The following is a 15,911-nucleotide window of genomic DNA, read 5'->3' as shown; positions in this document are numbered from 1 at the left end:
ATCCACGCTCAGTGCTCTACATACCCAGTCGCTATCCACTTAGATATAAACAATAGTGCTTATCCGAATAGCATTAACTCAAATGAGTGGCGTTTTTTGGGATCTCATGGTCTTCGGCATTAAAATTAACCCTTACCTGCCATAGTAGCCCAAGCAATATCTATGCTGGCAATAAAGCAACTCGCCATTGGTTAGCTAATGCTATCAAGTAAAGCGCCATCCTAGTTTCAGGTAGACATATTAGCTAATCTCAACCCATAAAATGAGTCAAAATCAGCCGTCGACTAAAAAACAGACAAACAGAACCATTAATTCAAAACAAGTAAAATAACTATTAATCAATTTGTTAGCAACATATCCCACGGGAGATTGGTACTGCCGACCACAATGAAATTAGGATTTTCGAGCGTTTCACGCTCATTGTAGGTCATAGGCTGCAAATTAATATCAATCAGTGCCCCACCCGCTTCTTCAATAATGATCTGCGCCGCGCCCGTATCCCACTCACCAGTTGGCCCTAAGCGGACATAGCAATCTGCACGCCCTTCGGCCACTAAACAACTCTTTAATGCAGCGCCTCCCATCACCACTAACTCACAATGATTGGGTTTATTAAGCAGCTTTAATACCGATTGCGGGTCTTGACGACGACTGACCGCTAAACGCAAATGCTCTGGTTCATCACCGGTTAATTGTTTACTGGTAATGCGTAGCTCATTCTTACCATCACGCTTATAAGCTCCTAACCCCGCGATCGCGTAGTAACACACTTTCGTCATCGGCACATAAACCACACCCATGATAGGACGATTATGTTCAACCAAGGCAATAATGACTGAAAAATCACCACTGCCCGCAATAAACTCACCAGTACCATCTAATGGATCGACTAACCAATAGCGTTTCCATGTTTCACGCACACTTAATGGAATATCCGCCGCCTCCTCACTTAAAATAGGAATATCAGGCGTTAGCTCAGCTAACTGACGGCAAATAATGTCGTGCGCAGCTAAATCGGCAGACGTCACCGGGGTATTGTCTGCCTTCATTTCGCGTTTAAAGTTACCTTTAAGGTAAATGTCACGAATTGTTTGCCCAGCTTCCGTTGCAATGTCTATGACTTGCTCAATTACATCTTCTGGCTTCATTACTACTCCAATTGCTGGATTCGAGAAAGATGACCTGACAAGGACACCAATAAACAAGGCTATCGCCTATTCTATGTTGCTGTTCTATGGCTAACACAATACGCCGAGTAATTTATCTATTCTACATCGTTTAGCTCACGTTTAAGACTATCCGTTGATGTACTCAGATATTGCTGAGTTAAAAAAAGCGCACTCACACTGCGAGACTCAGAAAAGTCGACATTATCGAGTAATAACTGCCAATCAGATAATGGCCAAGGGATCACGTCGATCGGCTCTGGCTCATCACCTTCCAAACGACTGGGATACAGTTTTTCGGCCACAAAAATATGCATTTTGCTGGAAAAGTAACCAGGCGCAAGTGATAGCTCTTTTAAATGAGTCAATTGATAACTACCAAAACCAATTTCTTCTTGGAGCTCTCTATTGGCTGCTTCAATCGCTGTTTCACCAGGATCAATCAATCCTTTAGGAAAACCCAGTTCGTAATTATCGGTGCCAGCGGCATATTCACTGGCTAATAACAAATTACCTTGATGAATAGGCACCATCATCACAGCCCCCCTGCTACCGCCTTTCATTCTTTCATATTGACGTTCTACGCCATTAGAAAACTTAAGGTGTACCTGCTCGATTTGAAACAGTCGGCTTTTAGCAACAATTTCGGTATGCAGGATCTCCGGCTTTTTATGCCGCTGTGTCATTGAAGCCCCATGTGACGAATTAATATAGACAAGGTACAATCTTACTATTCTAGGTATATTCTACAACCGGAATTTACATGTTTCCTTGGTATAAAATAGATACAGTCCTACTCGACATGGATGGCACCTTGCTTGATCTTCATTTTGATAACCACTTTTGGTTGCATATAGTGCCTGAACAATTAAGCATACAGAGGCAAATAAGCTTGGATGAAGCCAATAAATTAGCTAAACAAGCTTGCTATGATGTGGTCGGCACCTTAGATTGGTATTGTCTTGATTACTGGCAACGCCATTTAAAACTCGATATTTTGGCATTACACCATGCATCGGCGGACAGGATTAAGCTTCGCCAAGACAGCATGCCTTTTTTACAGGCATTAGCTGGGGCAAATAAGCAACGCATCTTGTTTACTAATGCTCACCCACAAAGTTTAGCCCTTAAGTTAACCCATACCAACTTAGCCGATGGTTTAGACGACATGCTATCGAGCCATGAAAGCGGCTATCCCAAAGAGCATCCACAATTTTGGCAATATGCATTTAATAAATTTAACGTAGATCCGTCGAGGTGTTTATTTATTGATGACAGCGAAGTCATTTTAGCGGCATCAAAAAAAGCGGGGGTAGGTTATCAACTCGGAATAAAGAATCCAGATAGCCAAAAACCTCAGCTTGAATTTGCCAATTTCCCAGCGATTACCGATTACCACCTACTATTACAGACACTTCAAGCCATTTAGCAATATTGTCGCCATAGAAACAACGAAGGGATTGAAGTTAAGTTGAATGACCGCCGAGTAGCGATTGATTTTTAAGCGTGGCCATTATAGTTAAGCTAGCATTGCTGAATCAAATGTGAATGATATAAAAACGCCTTGATATTGGTATCAAGGCGTTTTTATTAATCTCTTTATAGGTATTACAAACCAGGCACAACACCTTGATAGTTAATTGGATAATACCCTTGAGTATCTTGTCGACCTAAAAATGGTAACGCCTCACGTAAATCCTTAGGTTGAGCATCTGTCGGTTTAATTTTAGCACTGACCTTAACCAAGTTTGATTCGCCTAAAATAGCTGTCCCCGTTAAGCCCAATACGTTTTGCGTTTCATCAGTGGCCAGTTGTAATTGCCCGTCAAGACAACTCAATCCCAATGTGATATTGCCCAAAGGGTATACCCCAAATTGATTTTTGACATTAGTGTGATTTACAAATAATTTACCGTGTAATTGTTCGCACCATGGTTTACCTTGCTTTAAGACTTCAACCATTATGCTCACATCACCGTCAATTTGGGTTTTAAAAGGTAAGCGAGCACCCGCTAGTATAAAGCTATCTTGTAGATCAAGACGAATATTTTTCGCGCTCATCCCAGATAATGACCAGCTAAGACTGCCTTTACCGCTGACTGGCGTGGCACGATTACCGACATTAAAATCGATATTGGCTTGACCAACAAATAATCCCCACGGGCTTAACGTCCAACTAACCCGTTCTATCTGTCGTTGATCAATCGTGATTAAGGCCGCTTTCCCCTGCCAAAGTGTACCTTCAGCACCACTTATCACCATATTATTTGGCAATGGGGCAATACTGACTAACCAATTTGCAGGTAAATATACCAATAAAAACATCATATAGATAATGACGCCAATGACTATTTTTGAAAATAAACTCACAAAAAACCCTTACTGTGAAAGCTGAATACGTCTTACTTTTACAAAGCCAGCAACGTCTGATTCCGTTAAATCAACACTGTCCAGTGTTAATCCTTTCTGCGTCACTAAGTCATGTAAATAACCCAGGAGTGCGTCGAATGGCACATCATCCATCCAGAGTTGGATCTTATCGCCTTGCGGCTGCATACGGGTGATTTCTAATTGATATTGTCCCGCGGTTTGGTTGACGATAGAGCTTAAACTTCCAGGTACTTTCGCTTGCGCACCAGCTTGTTTTAGACCCGTTATTTTATTCGCGCTTTGTTTAACATAATTTAACGTTTTCTGTGCGGCGATGTTATCGCGCTCGGCGGCTTCTTGAGCATTAGATATAGGTGCCCAAATACCCCAATAAACAATACCAATGACAAGTACCACGGCACAAAAACCAACCAGCTGTTGCTCTCTAATAGCTAAACTTTGCCACCAAATACGCATATTTTCCATGTTATTTAATCCTTAACGTCAGCGTACTGGTGACGCTGTCTTCGCTACTGTTCATGGCACCACCATCTAGTTGGTAGTCTTTGGCGACAAACGCTTTAAACTCTTCAATTTGGCCATAGGTTTTTGCCGTCACTTGCATGCGTAATTCATTACGATTGGCTTCAAAACGCAATGTATTGGGTTTTAACTCTGGCACCTTGCTAAATGCAGGTTTAAGGTTGTCTAACATTTCAAAAAATACTGCACCACCACCTTGACCTTGCATACTGCGTAACTGACTGTCCATTTGTGAGCGCATATTGACAATGCGATTAACCGCGGGCAACGACAGCTTAAAAATGACTTCACTTTGGGCTTGTAATTCTGCAGTGCGGTTGTTGAGTTGATGTATTGCCAAACCTTTATTGACTAACGCTAATACTATGGCAAGCATGATCACTATCGCAGCATTTTTCCAAATGAATAACTGTTTGCTGTATTCACTCTTGGGCTTATATACACCGCTTAATAAATTAATCGGCGCATTTAAAATGCCCTTTGCTAATACCATCATAGGTAAATCTAACGGCTTAGATTCAACTTGTACCCCAGAAAAATCGATATCGTCGCTATAACTGGCCATGCTAATAGGGTCATCATTGGTCTGCACCACTTGAGACAATAGCCGTGGTAATGCAATTGCAGACCATGCTTTAGGTAAACTGACACCGCCCCCTTCCGAGGTTCTGATTAAATATTCGCTGCCGACACTCATTGCTGCCCAGCGACATTGATCTAACGGTAATGCCAAACAATCTGGCACAATTCGTTTCACTTTCAAGCCTGCGTGATGCAGCCATTCAAGCCATAGTTGCATTTGCTCATGCGCTACAGCAGCCACATTAAGTTGCTCACCTTCGCGAGGACCAACCACAAAATGCATATTGTCTACATTCGTCGCTAATGATTCCTCCAGCATGTATGGCAACGCCTTTAATGCTTGGCGTTGGCCTTTTTCGGGTAACATAATTTGTGTCAATGTCATATTGGCCGCAGGCACAAGTACATCAACAGGACGATTACCCGCACGCTCAGCTAAACTGCTGAGGCTAGCGGCATCAGCTAACTCACCAGAAGCGATAATTTCTTGCGCTTGTTCAGACCATACCAGCCATGAACATGGGTGTTCTGATGTTTTTCCTAACCGGATAAATAGCCGTTCAGACACTGTTATTCTCCACCGATCTCAATACGCATTGTTACGCAATGAATTTGTTATTATTGTTGGCCACCATACTGACGGGTGAGCACATCTAAATTGTTACCATTGCGCTTAAGTACGCTTTCCATTCGAAATAATGCGTTATCTACTTTAGCACCAGATTTCAATAAAAAGTACTGACTATCAACGACAAAACTCGACTTTGCATTCGCTTCGGAATTGATGCCACTCAGTGACGAACTTTCCCAAAACTCTTCAATTTTTTCATACCCATCCGCGGGACGATTATTGATAATGTTTTCAGCTTCACTCACTGAAATTTTATTTTCAAGCATCCCAGCAAGTAAAGCGGCCTGCTCAACCTTAATGGTATTCACATTCAATAACTGGCTATCTTCACCGGGTATTGCACACACATAAGGTGAAAGATTCAGATAAACATCTTGGCTAAACCCTAATACTGCGCGTAACTCACTGCGATGCTGCATCAAGGTATTGGCGGCACGATATGGCACATTACGCGACTCATATTCAGCATCTTCAGCCCCATATGGTGCAGATAACGTGTCTTGGTCGATATAATCTTTAAGGGTATAAGTGAGTTTCTCTGCACCAAAATCACCTACCCCTAAACTGATCAGTAGCGCTTGGAACTGTCTTGCTGCTACCGTCATTTTGGGCTGACCATTATCGGTCTGGGTTGAAGCTTGCCCAACGGCATTAACATTAAAGCAAGCCCGCATATCTTGTACTTCACCAACAATTTCACCATATTCGGCCGGAAAAGCGACATTGGCTAAGGCCCAGTACTGCTGTAAATGTACCGTCCCTTCTGAGTCTTCAAAATCTTGCTTGAGTACTTTCATCGCCAATTCTTCCGCAGAAAGAGCATACCAGTAAGCCTGGTCATATTGGGCTAAATTAAGCGTTCGGCGCATTGAAAGCTGATTACGGCTGCTAATGTTGGTAGCAATAATCACTACCATAGCGACAATCAACATCACCACAATTAACGCAACACCTCGTTGCTTTTGGCCGCCCATTATACTGACCCGCCGTTGTTGTTATTGCCTTGCTTATCATCGTCCGCTGTAGACTTGGTCGCTGGAGCACCTTTAGGTAATAAAAATCGACGTTGGATTTTACCCAAACCCTCTAACTCTATTTCCATCGCGATCCCTTTTGGCATCACAGTTCCATCAACATTCTTCTGCCATTTATCATCCATATAAAACGAATATTCAATCGATAAGACATGGTCAATCACGACACTTTTTAATGGTTCGGCTCCTGATATTGGCTCTGGATAAGGATAATACCAGCGTTCTAATCGGCCATTTTGGACCACATAGGCCACCGACTGCAAACTGCCTCTGGGTAACATACCATCAGGGTTTAACCAACCTAAACGGTAAAACATCAATGCTTCGGTCTCTGAGTCGAGAATATTGCCACCCACTTGAAAAAATTGACTGCCGCGGCCGTCAATTAACCTGGGTGTACGCGCGACCATTTGGCCCAAATCGCGTTCTAACGCACCAAAACCCTGTTGTAATGACTTAAGCCGATCAGCGAACTCTTTGGTGACTTCATCATTTTTCATCACCGTCGATAATATTGAGTTAGCCGCAATACCCAACATGGCAAAAATTGCAATCGCGATAAGCATTTCGAGTAAGGTAAAACCGCTTAAATGCTTAACCTTTGTTATGCACATAACTATTTACCTGAGCAGCCACACGGTTAAATTTATCATCGTCACTGACGCTAATACGGATCATCCTAAATTTATCATCTGTCGTCTTAATCACTTCTTGGCGCCAATACCATTCACGGCCTGCGAGTTCTGACTGACCTGTTTTTTGGCCTATATCAGGAAAGGTACCAGGCAATCGCACGTCGACCATTTGGTTACTGGCCACCCATTGCGCTAAAGTTCGTTCTTCTAAAATGGGCATATTAGCCATGATCTCACTCAAGCTTTTTGTCACCGATACCGCAGCAATTGAAAATACCGCTAAAGCAACTATCACCTCAAGTAAGGTCATGCCACGGCTTTTACCGCGCATGTGAATAGGGTGTCGATTGAAGGCTACTTTATTCATCTACACGCCCTAATGTTAAGCGGCCTAACGCGTCACCAACAACCAGTACATTGACCGGCTGACTGTCGTCATTTATCATATTAAAACCCAGCTCAAATGGTGTCATCTCACCGCTGGGAAACAATAATATTTGCGGTTCAGGGTGTTTCTTTTTTTCTTCTTCGCTCTTTTCGTCGATAAAAGGCTCATCAAACCAAGACTCATTTTGCTCGTCTTCTTGAACTAATGGCATACCATCGATCACAATATCTAAGGTAATACCGGCATCCATTTTTTCGGCCGATAATAGCCGATCTTGCTCAACAGGCATCCATTTACCTTCTTGATAAAACACAAACTCATATTGATCTTCGTCAATCACAATACCAATAAACTGGCCGCTTAACACACTTTCATCAAGCACCATCTCAGTCGCGGCGATAAAACGTCGCGCTGGTTTTTTGAGCATCTGTTCCGGCCCAGCAACATTCATAGATAAGGTTACCGCTGAGGCCACCAACCCCATGAGCAATGCCACGATCAACACCTCAAGTAAGGTGAAGCCGGCTTGACGATGTTGAATCATTTTATTGAAAATCTTGTAAATTCCAGCTTCCGATATCATCTTCAGAACCTGGTTGTCCGTCTGGGCCTGCACTGAAAATATCAATCTTTCCATATTCACCAGGGCTTAAGAGTAAATAGTCACTGCGCCATGGGTCTTGAGGTAGACGCTTAACATAACCACCTTCACGGAAATTACGCGGCTCTGGTGACGAGTTAGGCTTTTGCACTAACGCATCAAGACCTTGTTCCGTCGTTGGATAAATACTGTTATCTAACTTATACATGTCCAATGCATTTTCTAGCGCAACAATATCTGATATGGCTTTTTGTTGGTCGGCTTTGTCTTTATTACCCATGAGATTGGGCACAACCATTGACGCTAAAATACCTAAAATAACAATTACTACCATTACTTCGAGTAAGGTGAAACCTCGTTGCATATTATTATGTTGCATTGCTTACTTCCTCTAAAAATTGTCTCTATATTCAAGCGTAAAAATCAGCTCTTACGCTTGGTTACATGTTTAGTCTACCAAGATATACACAGTCTAAAACCTAGCCGGTAACCAAATTATTTAACTCTAAAATAGGCTGTAAAATTGCCATTACAATAAATAATACAACCGATGCCATACTGACGACTAGCATGGGCTCAAAAACCCCCAAAGCTATATTCACGTTCGACTCAAAATCTCGGTCTTGGTTATCTGCGGCGCGTTCAAGCATATTCTCTAATTGACCGCTTTTTTCTCCAGATGCAATCATATACAACATCATTGCAGGGAATAACTTAGTATTAGTCAACGCATTGCCCAAACTAGTTCCTTCTCTGACTCGGGCCGTTGCATCATCGACAGCGGCACGCACTTTGACATTCTGTAACACTTCACTGGCGATACGCATTCCATCAAGTAACGGTACCGAACTCGCTGACAAAATACTTAATGTGCGCGCGAATCTGGCGGTATTTAATCCTTTACTGACTTTACCAATCACTGGCATTTGCAATAGTGCAGTGTCAAATTTCATCCGCATTACTGGATTGGTCAGCATACGCTGAAAAACAATCATGCAACCAAAGATGAGCAGTACAACCAACACCCCCCAATGTTGCACAAAATCAGATGCAAGAATTAAAAACTGGGTCGTTCCAGGTAATTCTTGCCCCATGTGCTCAAACTGCCCAACCACCTTCGGCACCACAGCAGCAAGTAACACGGCGATGACACCAATAGCGACCACGGTTAATACGATAGGATAAATCATTGCCTGAGTTAGCTTTGTTTTGAGTTGTTGACGACGCTCGGTGTAATCAGCTAATCGGTTAAGCACCACTTCTAAATGGCCTGATTTCTCACCCGAGGCCACCATCGCACGGAATAAATCATCAAAAACGTGCGGAAACTCGGCCATTGAGTCCGCTAAACTGTAACCTTCAACCACCCGAGAACGCACAGCCATAATCATGCTGCCTAAACGATCTTTTTCTGATTGTTGTCCCACCGCTTTTAGCGCTTCTTCAATCGGTAAACCCGCTGCCACCAGTGTCGCGATTTGGCGAGTGATCAACGCAAGTTCGGCAACTGAAATCCGTCTCTTAAACAAATTCGCTAGGTTAAAGCCACCACGCTGTGAGCGGGCTTCTTTCTCATTGACCGGCTGGAGTTCCAGTGGCATAAGGTGCTGCTCACGCAGCTGGCCTCTAGCATGGCGTGCGGTATCAGCTTCGATCACACCTTTTTGCTGTTTGCCTTTACTATCGAGGGCTTTGTATTCAAACGCCGCCATTGATTACTCCTCGCGTGTAACGCGTAATACTTCTTCTAGCGTCGTCACACCGGCGAGTACTTTACTCATGCCGTCATGACGAATACTTGGAATCGATTTTCGCACGTGTTTTTCAATGGCTAACTCACCCCTGCCGCCATGAATTAATTCACGGACATTATCATCAACAATGAGCAATTCATGGATACCAGTTCGACCGCGATAACCATTTTGACTACAGGCTTTGCAGCCTTTAGCGCGATAAATGACCCGAGTGTCGTTTGCGGTAATACCCAGTAATTCACGTTCACGCTCATCGGGCTCGTGTGCTTCTTTACAAATGGGGCATAATGTACGGATTAGTCGCTGAGCGAGCACGCCAAGTAAACTTGATGAGACTAAAAAGGGCTCTACCCCCATGTCTTGCAAACGGGTAATCGCCCCTGATGCCGTATTCGTGTGTAAGGTTGAAATAACCAAGTGGCCGGTTAATGAAGCTTGCACTGAAATCTGCGCAGTTTCTAAATCGCGGATCTCACCAATCATCACTACGTCGGGGTCCTGACGTAAAATCGCGCGTAACCCACGAGCAAAGGTCATATCAACCTTAGTGTTAACCTGAGTTTGACCAATGCCTTCTAACTCATATTCAATCGGATCTTCAACCGTTAAAATATTAGTGTCTTTAGAATTGATTTCCGTTAACCCAGCATACAAGGTGGTACTTTTACCTGACCCGGTTGGGCCTGTCACTAGAATGATCCCGTGTGGCTTACGAATTAACTCATCGAATTTTTCGCGAATGCCGAGCGTCATTCCCAGTTGTTCTAAGTCTAAGTTACCGGTATTTTTATCCAGCAAACGCATTACCACGCGTTCACCATGACTTGATGGCATGGTCGATACCCGAACATCAACGGCACGACCGGCAATACGTAACGAAATACGACCATCTTGAGGCAGGCGTTTTTCGGCGATATCTAAACGTGCCATCACTTTAATGCGCGACACCAACAAGGACGATAATTTACGATTCGGCTTTAACACTTCTTTTAATACGCCATCAATACGGAAACGAACAATTAATTGTTTCTCATAAGTTTCGACGTGAATATCTGATGCTTCTTCTTTAATCGCTTCCGACAATAATGCATTAATTAATTTAATAATCGGCGCGTCGTCATCACCTTCGAGCAAGTCTTCAGTTTGTGGCAGTTCTTCAGCCAGGGTAAACAAGTCCATTTCGTTACCAATATCTTCCATTAACTGTTGGGCTTCTGAAGAATTAGATTGATACGCTTGAGTGAGTTTAGCCTCAAAATGAGTCACCTCTAGCTTGACTAAAGGTAACTCGACATCGGCATAGCGCCGCACTTCTAACATGGCACTGAGTGGTGTGTTATCGGTATAGAAAAGACAAAGTTGCTCGTTCTCTTTCGCTAACACCAATTGAAAACGGTGTGAAAAGGCGAACGGCAAACGCTCTTTGCTATTGGAGTGAAAAACCCCGTCGCCTTCGACAACTTCCATGGCGACGTCACTTGATACTTGAGCTAATGGCTCGGTCATCACGCTATCAGTCATTATTTTGAGCCTTGTCCTTTTGCATGCTTTCATCAATTGAACGCAATGCTGGATCGGTTTCACGCATTTTTGTTCCTAAACCTTGGCCGCTTTTATAACGCTCTAGCACTTCATTAACGTCATCAGGTAAGTATGCCTCTTGATCCCATTCTTCCAGTACAGGAACATCAGTATTTGGCATTAGATTAATACCACGAGCTTGTTGTTCAAGCTGTAATGCTCTGAAGTAATTGTATTTACGACCTGCAATACCTTCCATTGTAATGCCGTCACGGATTATGGTGGGTTTAATGAAAATCATTAGATTTTTCTTGATCTTTTTACTCGATGAAGACCTGAATAAATGACCTAGAAAAGGAATATCGCCAAGGAAAGGTACTTTTTGAACACTTTCTTGTACTTCTTCGTTAATTAATCCACCTAAAACCACAATTTGCCCAGAATCAGCCATAACAGTGGTCGTTAAACGACGCGTAGAGAAGCTGATATCCACACCGGTATTACCATTCACACCCGAGACTTCTTGCTCTATGGTTAATTTAACCGATGAGCCTTCGTTAATCTGCGGCACAACCTTTAACTTAACACCGACTTCTTTACGCTCAACGGTTTGGAAAGGATTGTCATTGCTTGAACTTGAGGTTGAGCCAGTAAGGATCGGCACTTCATCACCGACAATAAAAGAGGCTTCTTGGTTGTCTAATGTGGTGATAGATGGGGTTGCTAATACGTTTGAATTGGTATCGCTTGAAACAGCTTGGATAAGTGCTGCAAAGTTACCTGTGGTCAAGCCCCATGCCATACCATTCACTTTCCCCAACGCTTGCGCGATCAAGGTATAGTCACCGTCTGAAGTTGGATTAGTTGTGGTTGTTGGATTACCATTACCGTCAATGGTCGTCACGCTAGTACCATCTTCTTCACGAGCAGCCCAGACTCCGGCACCGACTTCTCCAATGGTTGCACCAATGTTGTTAAACTGAGTTAAGCCACCGGCTTCACTGCCCCATTGCACCCCAAACCCCACGTTATCGCCTTGAGCGATTTCAACAATAATGGCTTCAACGAGTACTTGAGGACGGCGAATGTCGAGCTGATTAATGACGCTTTCAATCGTCCGCAGTTGATCAGGTTCGGCGCTAATAACCAGCGCGTTGGTATCACTGTGAGCCATAATGTTAATATCACTACGACGTTTACTTGAATTGCCTTGTTGGCTGCCAGCCCCGTCTTTATTATCTTGTAAATTTTGTGCAAACCCAGTTAATACTTCAACCAAGTCTTCCGCCTTGGCGTAATGCAAATAACGGACTTTGGTATTGCCGGTAGTCGCTTGATCTGCATCTAGTCGTCTAATTAGCTCGATCACACGTTGACGGCTTTTTTCATCGCCACTGACAATAACGGCATTCATGCGCTCGTCAGCCACCACTTTAGGTGCTTGACCAGGCAGTTGTGATTGGTTAGCTGTCGTGCGATATAGGGTGTCTATAATGCGGACAATCTCCCCCGCAGAGGCATAGTCTAATGCCACCACTTGCACGTCTGTATCACCTTGTTTATCCACTCGACGGACGATTTCTACCAGCTTATTCACTACCGCTGCACGGCCAGAAATCATTAATACATTCGATTGGTCATAATTAACAACATTACCACCACCAGCATTATCATTTAACTGACGCAGTAACGGTGCAAGTTGCTTAGCTTCAGAATTGTATAACGGAACAATACGGGTGACCATTTCATCACCAACGCCAGGCGCATTGTCATCGGCGACACGGATAGAGGCCATTTTGGCATCTTTATCTTTAATCACTTTAATGATGTGGTTATCCATTTCAACCACTGCATAGCCATACACTTGAAGGACGTTAAGGAAGAATTGGTAATATTGATCATCATTCAACAAGTCGTAACTGCGGACATTAATTTTGCCACGTACCGTTGGATCTACAATTATCGTTTTATTGAGGTTTTTACCAACAATATTAATAAACTCTTGAATATCAGTGCCTTTAAAATTGGCGGCATATTGTTCCGACCAAGCACTCGGTGCCGCTATCATCGCAGCGCCCACCAGCATTCCAGCAATAATCTTATGTCGGATCCCTTTTTTATTCATTTTATTCAATCCTCTAACGCCAAATTATTCTGGCAAACTAAACATGATTTCGACCAACTGCCCTTCACGCTCAACCATGACAGCCATTTCGGTGAGCTCAGGCAGTTGTGCCATCACTTCTAATGCCTGACCCATATCGGTCAGATCAAATCCATTTATTGATTTGGCTAAATCATTAGCCTGAAAACCCGCTTGCTTAAACAACGCAACATCTTTACCAGGATTTAAACGGTAACCAGCTAATTCATCACCATTACGTACAGGTGAGATAGCTAAAAAATCAGTTATTTTACTGGGGTCGGCTAATAACTCTTCACGAGAATTAGACAGTTCTTCAGAAAAGCGTTGATTATCGCGACGATCAACTCGGGTCACTTGTTGATCGACTTTCGCTTGTTGTAAATGAGTATTTGCGTCACTTTGCGCGGAATATTTAAGGCCATCAAGCATCAAGGTTTCATAACGACCGCCGTTACTAATAATGATGCGATCAGCATAAACTTCTTTTAAAGCAGCTGAAGTTCCCTTAATTTTATCACCTAAGCTATAGGTTTCTTGTTGCCCGCTTGACTCAATAACGGCTAACCCCTGATCTTCCGCAGTCGACGCAACAACCCCCCTCAACTGAATTGACAAGTTTGTTTTAGGCGCGTCAGTGATTTGTTCTACGACTTCAGCTTTGGGTTTATTACTATTATTATCTAAGCGGCCAAAAAGAAATAGGTTACGTACACCAGCAAGCTCAATACGCTTAGCAGTGCCTGCTGAAATGGGGGATGGTTGCCACATCGCAGATTGCGATGATGCTGGCATCAACTTCCATGTTATCTGTGCGGCTAAAAGCAACAGTGTGATCATTCCAAGCCAAAATACAACAATACTCAATGGCTTATGTGGTATTTTTGCGGCGTTAGCGATCAGTTTATCTAATACATCCATATGCTATTGGACTCTCTATACATGTTGGTACAGGTCTTTGTTCTAGTTGTTAATAATATGCGTTAAATAGATGTTTAGCCGTTATGCTAACTCACACAGGATAAAGCAACAACCCTAGCGCATATCGATTGGCGGATCACCATCAAATATGCTAACTTTGCGCCCATAAAAAGGCCATAATATTGCCCTTATTACGATAATATACACATTGTATGGCAATTAGGTTACTCAGTCTGTGAAATCATCCCAGTTTTGGAGGTCATTTGACTAACGCTCAGCCCGAAAGAAGCTTTATCCGGCTCGATAAATGGCTATGGACAGCACGATTTTATAAAACCCGCGCCATCGCCAAAGACATGATAAATGGCGGTAAAGTACATTACAACGGCCAACGGACTAAATCCAGTAAGAATGCTGAAGTCGGTGCAAAAATCCGCCTTCGTCAAGGTCATGATGATCGAGAGATTATTGTGCTCCAATTATCTGGACATAGACAAAGCGCGAGTGTGGCGCAAACGCTATACGAAGAAACACCTGAAAGCATTAGCAAACGTATTATCAATGCAGAAGCTCGACGGCTCAACATTTTAAATAATCCGGCCCCAGATCATAAGCCGGATAAAAAACAACGACGACAGATTATGCGCTTTAAAGAGTACTCAGCGCCCAAAGAGTAAGAGAATACAGATGAACAATGATATTTTACAGCGCTACATTTTTGATAATGCCGATGTGCGAGGCGAGATAGTCCAATTAGAACGCTGCTACCAAGAAGTGCTTTCTGCACATAGCTATCCGGTCGCATTACAGTGTCTAATCGGTGAGTTAATGGCCGCGACATCGTTACTCACGGCAACCATCAAGTTTACCGGTGACATTAGCGTACAATTACAGGGCGATGGCCCAGTCTCTTTGGCGGTAATTAATGGTAATAATAAGCAAGTCTTACGTGGTGTAGCACGTTGGAACGGCGATATTGCTACAGATACAAGTTTGCAACAAATGTTTGGTAAAGGCTATATGGTCATTACCCTAACTCCTGATGACGGTGAGCGTTATCAAGGGATTGTGTCGCTAGATCATGTCAACCTAGCTGCATGCTTAGAAGAATATTTTAACCAATCAGAACAATTACCCACTCAAATTCAGTTATTTGCTAACGGTAAACAAGCCGCAGGTATGCTTCTGCAAGTGTTGCCAACAAAGTCGGAGCAAAATGATGACTTTGAACATATATCAACATTGACGTCTACCATCAAAGCAGAAGAGTTATTCACTCTTGATGCAGAAGAAGTATTACATCGCTTGTATCATCAAGAAGAAGTGCGCTTATTTGATCCTGTTGATGTGACGTTTAAATGTAGCTGTTCTTATGAACGCAGTGGCGCGGCCATTAAAACCTTGCCGCAAGCTGAAGTTGAAGCGATTTTGGCCGAGGAAGGCAAAATTGATATGGATTGTGAGTACTGCACAGCAAAATACTCTTTTGATGCCATCGATATAGCGGCATTATATTCCGGTAGCCACAGCAGCCAATCAAAACAGTAACCAATGACGTAATAGATACGTAACAAATTACAAAAAAAGCGCGCTTTGCGCTTTTTTTATCCCTAAAACACCGA

The 15,911-nt window shown here is 43.1% G+C and carries 17 protein-coding genes; 3 read left to right on the top strand and 14 right to left on the bottom strand.

The features are described 5' to 3' along the window. Positions 1–338: 338 nt before the first annotated feature. Entirely contained in the window at positions 339–1,148 is an 810-nt protein-coding gene (cysQ, locus tag AAEZ02_RS12320) for a 3'(2'),5'-bisphosphate nucleotidase CysQ (RefSeq protein WP_101033660.1), read from the bottom strand. Positions 1,149–1,264: 116 nt separating this feature from the next. Beyond that, a complete protein-coding gene (nudE, locus tag AAEZ02_RS12315; RefSeq protein ID WP_101033658.1) occupies positions 1,265–1,852 on the bottom strand; it encodes an ADP compounds hydrolase NudE in 588 nt (195 codons plus the stop codon). A 77-nt stretch (positions 1,853–1,929) separates the two neighbouring features. Between nudE and yrfG the strand changes: the two genes are divergently transcribed. Beyond that, complete coding sequence (yrfG, locus tag AAEZ02_RS12310) at positions 1,930–2,595, top strand: GMP/IMP nucleotidase (RefSeq protein ID WP_124012995.1); 666 nt, start codon at positions 1,930–1,932, stop codon at positions 2,593–2,595. A 179-nt stretch (positions 2,596–2,774) separates the two neighbouring features. On the opposite strand, the gene AAEZ02_RS12305 is transcribed toward yrfG, so the two are convergent. From AAEZ02_RS12305 to gspC, 12 genes are all read right to left on the bottom strand, one after another. Next, on the bottom strand, positions 2,775–3,536 hold the full coding sequence (locus AAEZ02_RS12305; protein WP_124012994.1) for a type II secretion system protein N: 762 nt from the start codon (positions 3,534–3,536) through the stop codon (positions 2,775–2,777). 9 nt (positions 3,537–3,545) lie between these two features. Further along, on the bottom strand, positions 3,546–4,022 hold the full coding sequence (locus AAEZ02_RS12300; RefSeq protein ID WP_101033652.1) for a type II secretion system protein M: 477 nt from the start codon (positions 4,020–4,022) through the stop codon (positions 3,546–3,548). Position 4,023: 1 nt separating this feature from the next. Continuing rightward, on the bottom strand, positions 4,024–5,229 hold the full coding sequence (gene gspL, locus AAEZ02_RS12295) for a type II secretion system protein GspL (RefSeq protein WP_101033650.1): 1,206 nt from the start codon (positions 5,227–5,229) through the stop codon (positions 4,024–4,026). Positions 5,230–5,279: 50 nt separating this feature from the next. Continuing rightward, on the bottom strand, positions 5,280–6,266 hold the full coding sequence (gene gspK, locus AAEZ02_RS12290) for a type II secretion system minor pseudopilin GspK (RefSeq protein WP_101033648.1): 987 nt from the start codon (positions 6,264–6,266) through the stop codon (positions 5,280–5,282). Then, a complete protein-coding gene (gene gspJ, locus AAEZ02_RS12285) occupies positions 6,266–6,940 on the bottom strand; it encodes a type II secretion system minor pseudopilin GspJ (protein ID WP_101033646.1) in 675 nt (224 codons plus the stop codon). Before gspJ ends, gspK begins: the two co-directional genes overlap by 1 nt. Beyond that, positions 6,921–7,328: a type II secretion system minor pseudopilin GspI gene (gene gspI / locus AAEZ02_RS12280; protein WP_232772114.1), complete on the bottom strand. Its 408-nt coding sequence runs from the start codon at positions 7,326–7,328 to the stop codon at positions 6,921–6,923. Before gspI ends, gspJ begins: the two co-directional genes overlap by 20 nt. After that, the gene (gene gspH / locus AAEZ02_RS12275; protein WP_101033644.1) at positions 7,321–7,893 is read right to left on the bottom strand and encodes a type II secretion system minor pseudopilin GspH; all 573 of its coding nucleotides are present in this window, start codon (positions 7,891–7,893) and stop codon (positions 7,321–7,323) included. The genes gspI and gspH overlap by 8 nt, the downstream gene beginning before the upstream one ends. Before the next feature lies 1 nt (position 7,894). Then, positions 7,895–8,329 carry a type II secretion system major pseudopilin GspG gene (gspG, locus tag AAEZ02_RS12270; RefSeq protein ID WP_101033643.1) on the bottom strand — a complete coding sequence of 145 codons (435 nt, stop codon included), beginning with the start codon at positions 8,327–8,329 and terminating at the stop codon, positions 7,895–7,897. Positions 8,330–8,429: 100 nt separating this feature from the next. After that, positions 8,430–9,662, bottom strand: coding sequence for a type II secretion system inner membrane protein GspF (gspF, locus tag AAEZ02_RS12265; RefSeq protein WP_101033641.1), 1,233 nt, complete (start codon positions 9,660–9,662; stop codon positions 8,430–8,432). 3 nt (positions 9,663–9,665) lie between these two features. Further along, positions 9,666–11,210 carry a type II secretion system ATPase GspE gene (gene gspE, locus AAEZ02_RS12260; RefSeq protein WP_372491462.1) on the bottom strand — a complete coding sequence of 515 codons (1,545 nt, stop codon included), beginning with the start codon at positions 11,208–11,210 and terminating at the stop codon, positions 9,666–9,668. A 7-nt stretch (positions 11,211–11,217) separates the two neighbouring features. Continuing rightward, complete coding sequence (gene gspD / locus AAEZ02_RS12255; RefSeq protein ID WP_351077773.1) at positions 11,218–13,350, bottom strand: type II secretion system secretin GspD; 2,133 nt, start codon at positions 13,348–13,350, stop codon at positions 11,218–11,220. A gap of 24 nt (positions 13,351–13,374) precedes the next feature. Then, positions 13,375–14,289, bottom strand: coding sequence for a type II secretion system protein GspC (gene gspC, locus AAEZ02_RS12250; protein ID WP_124012991.1), 915 nt, complete (start codon positions 14,287–14,289; stop codon positions 13,375–13,377). 263 nt (positions 14,290–14,552) lie between these two features. On the opposite strand from gspC, the gene hslR reads away from it, so the two are divergent. Continuing rightward, positions 14,553–14,966 (top strand): ribosome-associated heat shock protein Hsp15, encoded by a 414-nt coding sequence (gene hslR, locus AAEZ02_RS12245; RefSeq protein ID WP_124012990.1) that lies wholly within the window; start codon positions 14,553–14,555, stop codon positions 14,964–14,966. Positions 14,967–14,976: 10 nt separating this feature from the next. Further along, positions 14,977–15,837 (top strand): Hsp33 family molecular chaperone HslO, encoded by an 861-nt coding sequence (gene hslO / locus AAEZ02_RS12240; protein ID WP_124012989.1) that lies wholly within the window; start codon positions 14,977–14,979, stop codon positions 15,835–15,837. Positions 15,838–15,911 lie beyond the last annotated feature (74 nt).

The sequence above is a fragment of the Shewanella sp. T24-MNA-CIBAN-0130 genome (genome assembly GCF_040310185.1).
GTDB classification, from domain to species: domain Bacteria; phylum Pseudomonadota; class Gammaproteobacteria; order Enterobacterales; family Shewanellaceae; genus Shewanella; species Shewanella psychromarinicola.
Note: the sequence above shows the minus strand (reverse complement) of the source record. Positions and strands in the feature narration are given on the sequence as shown.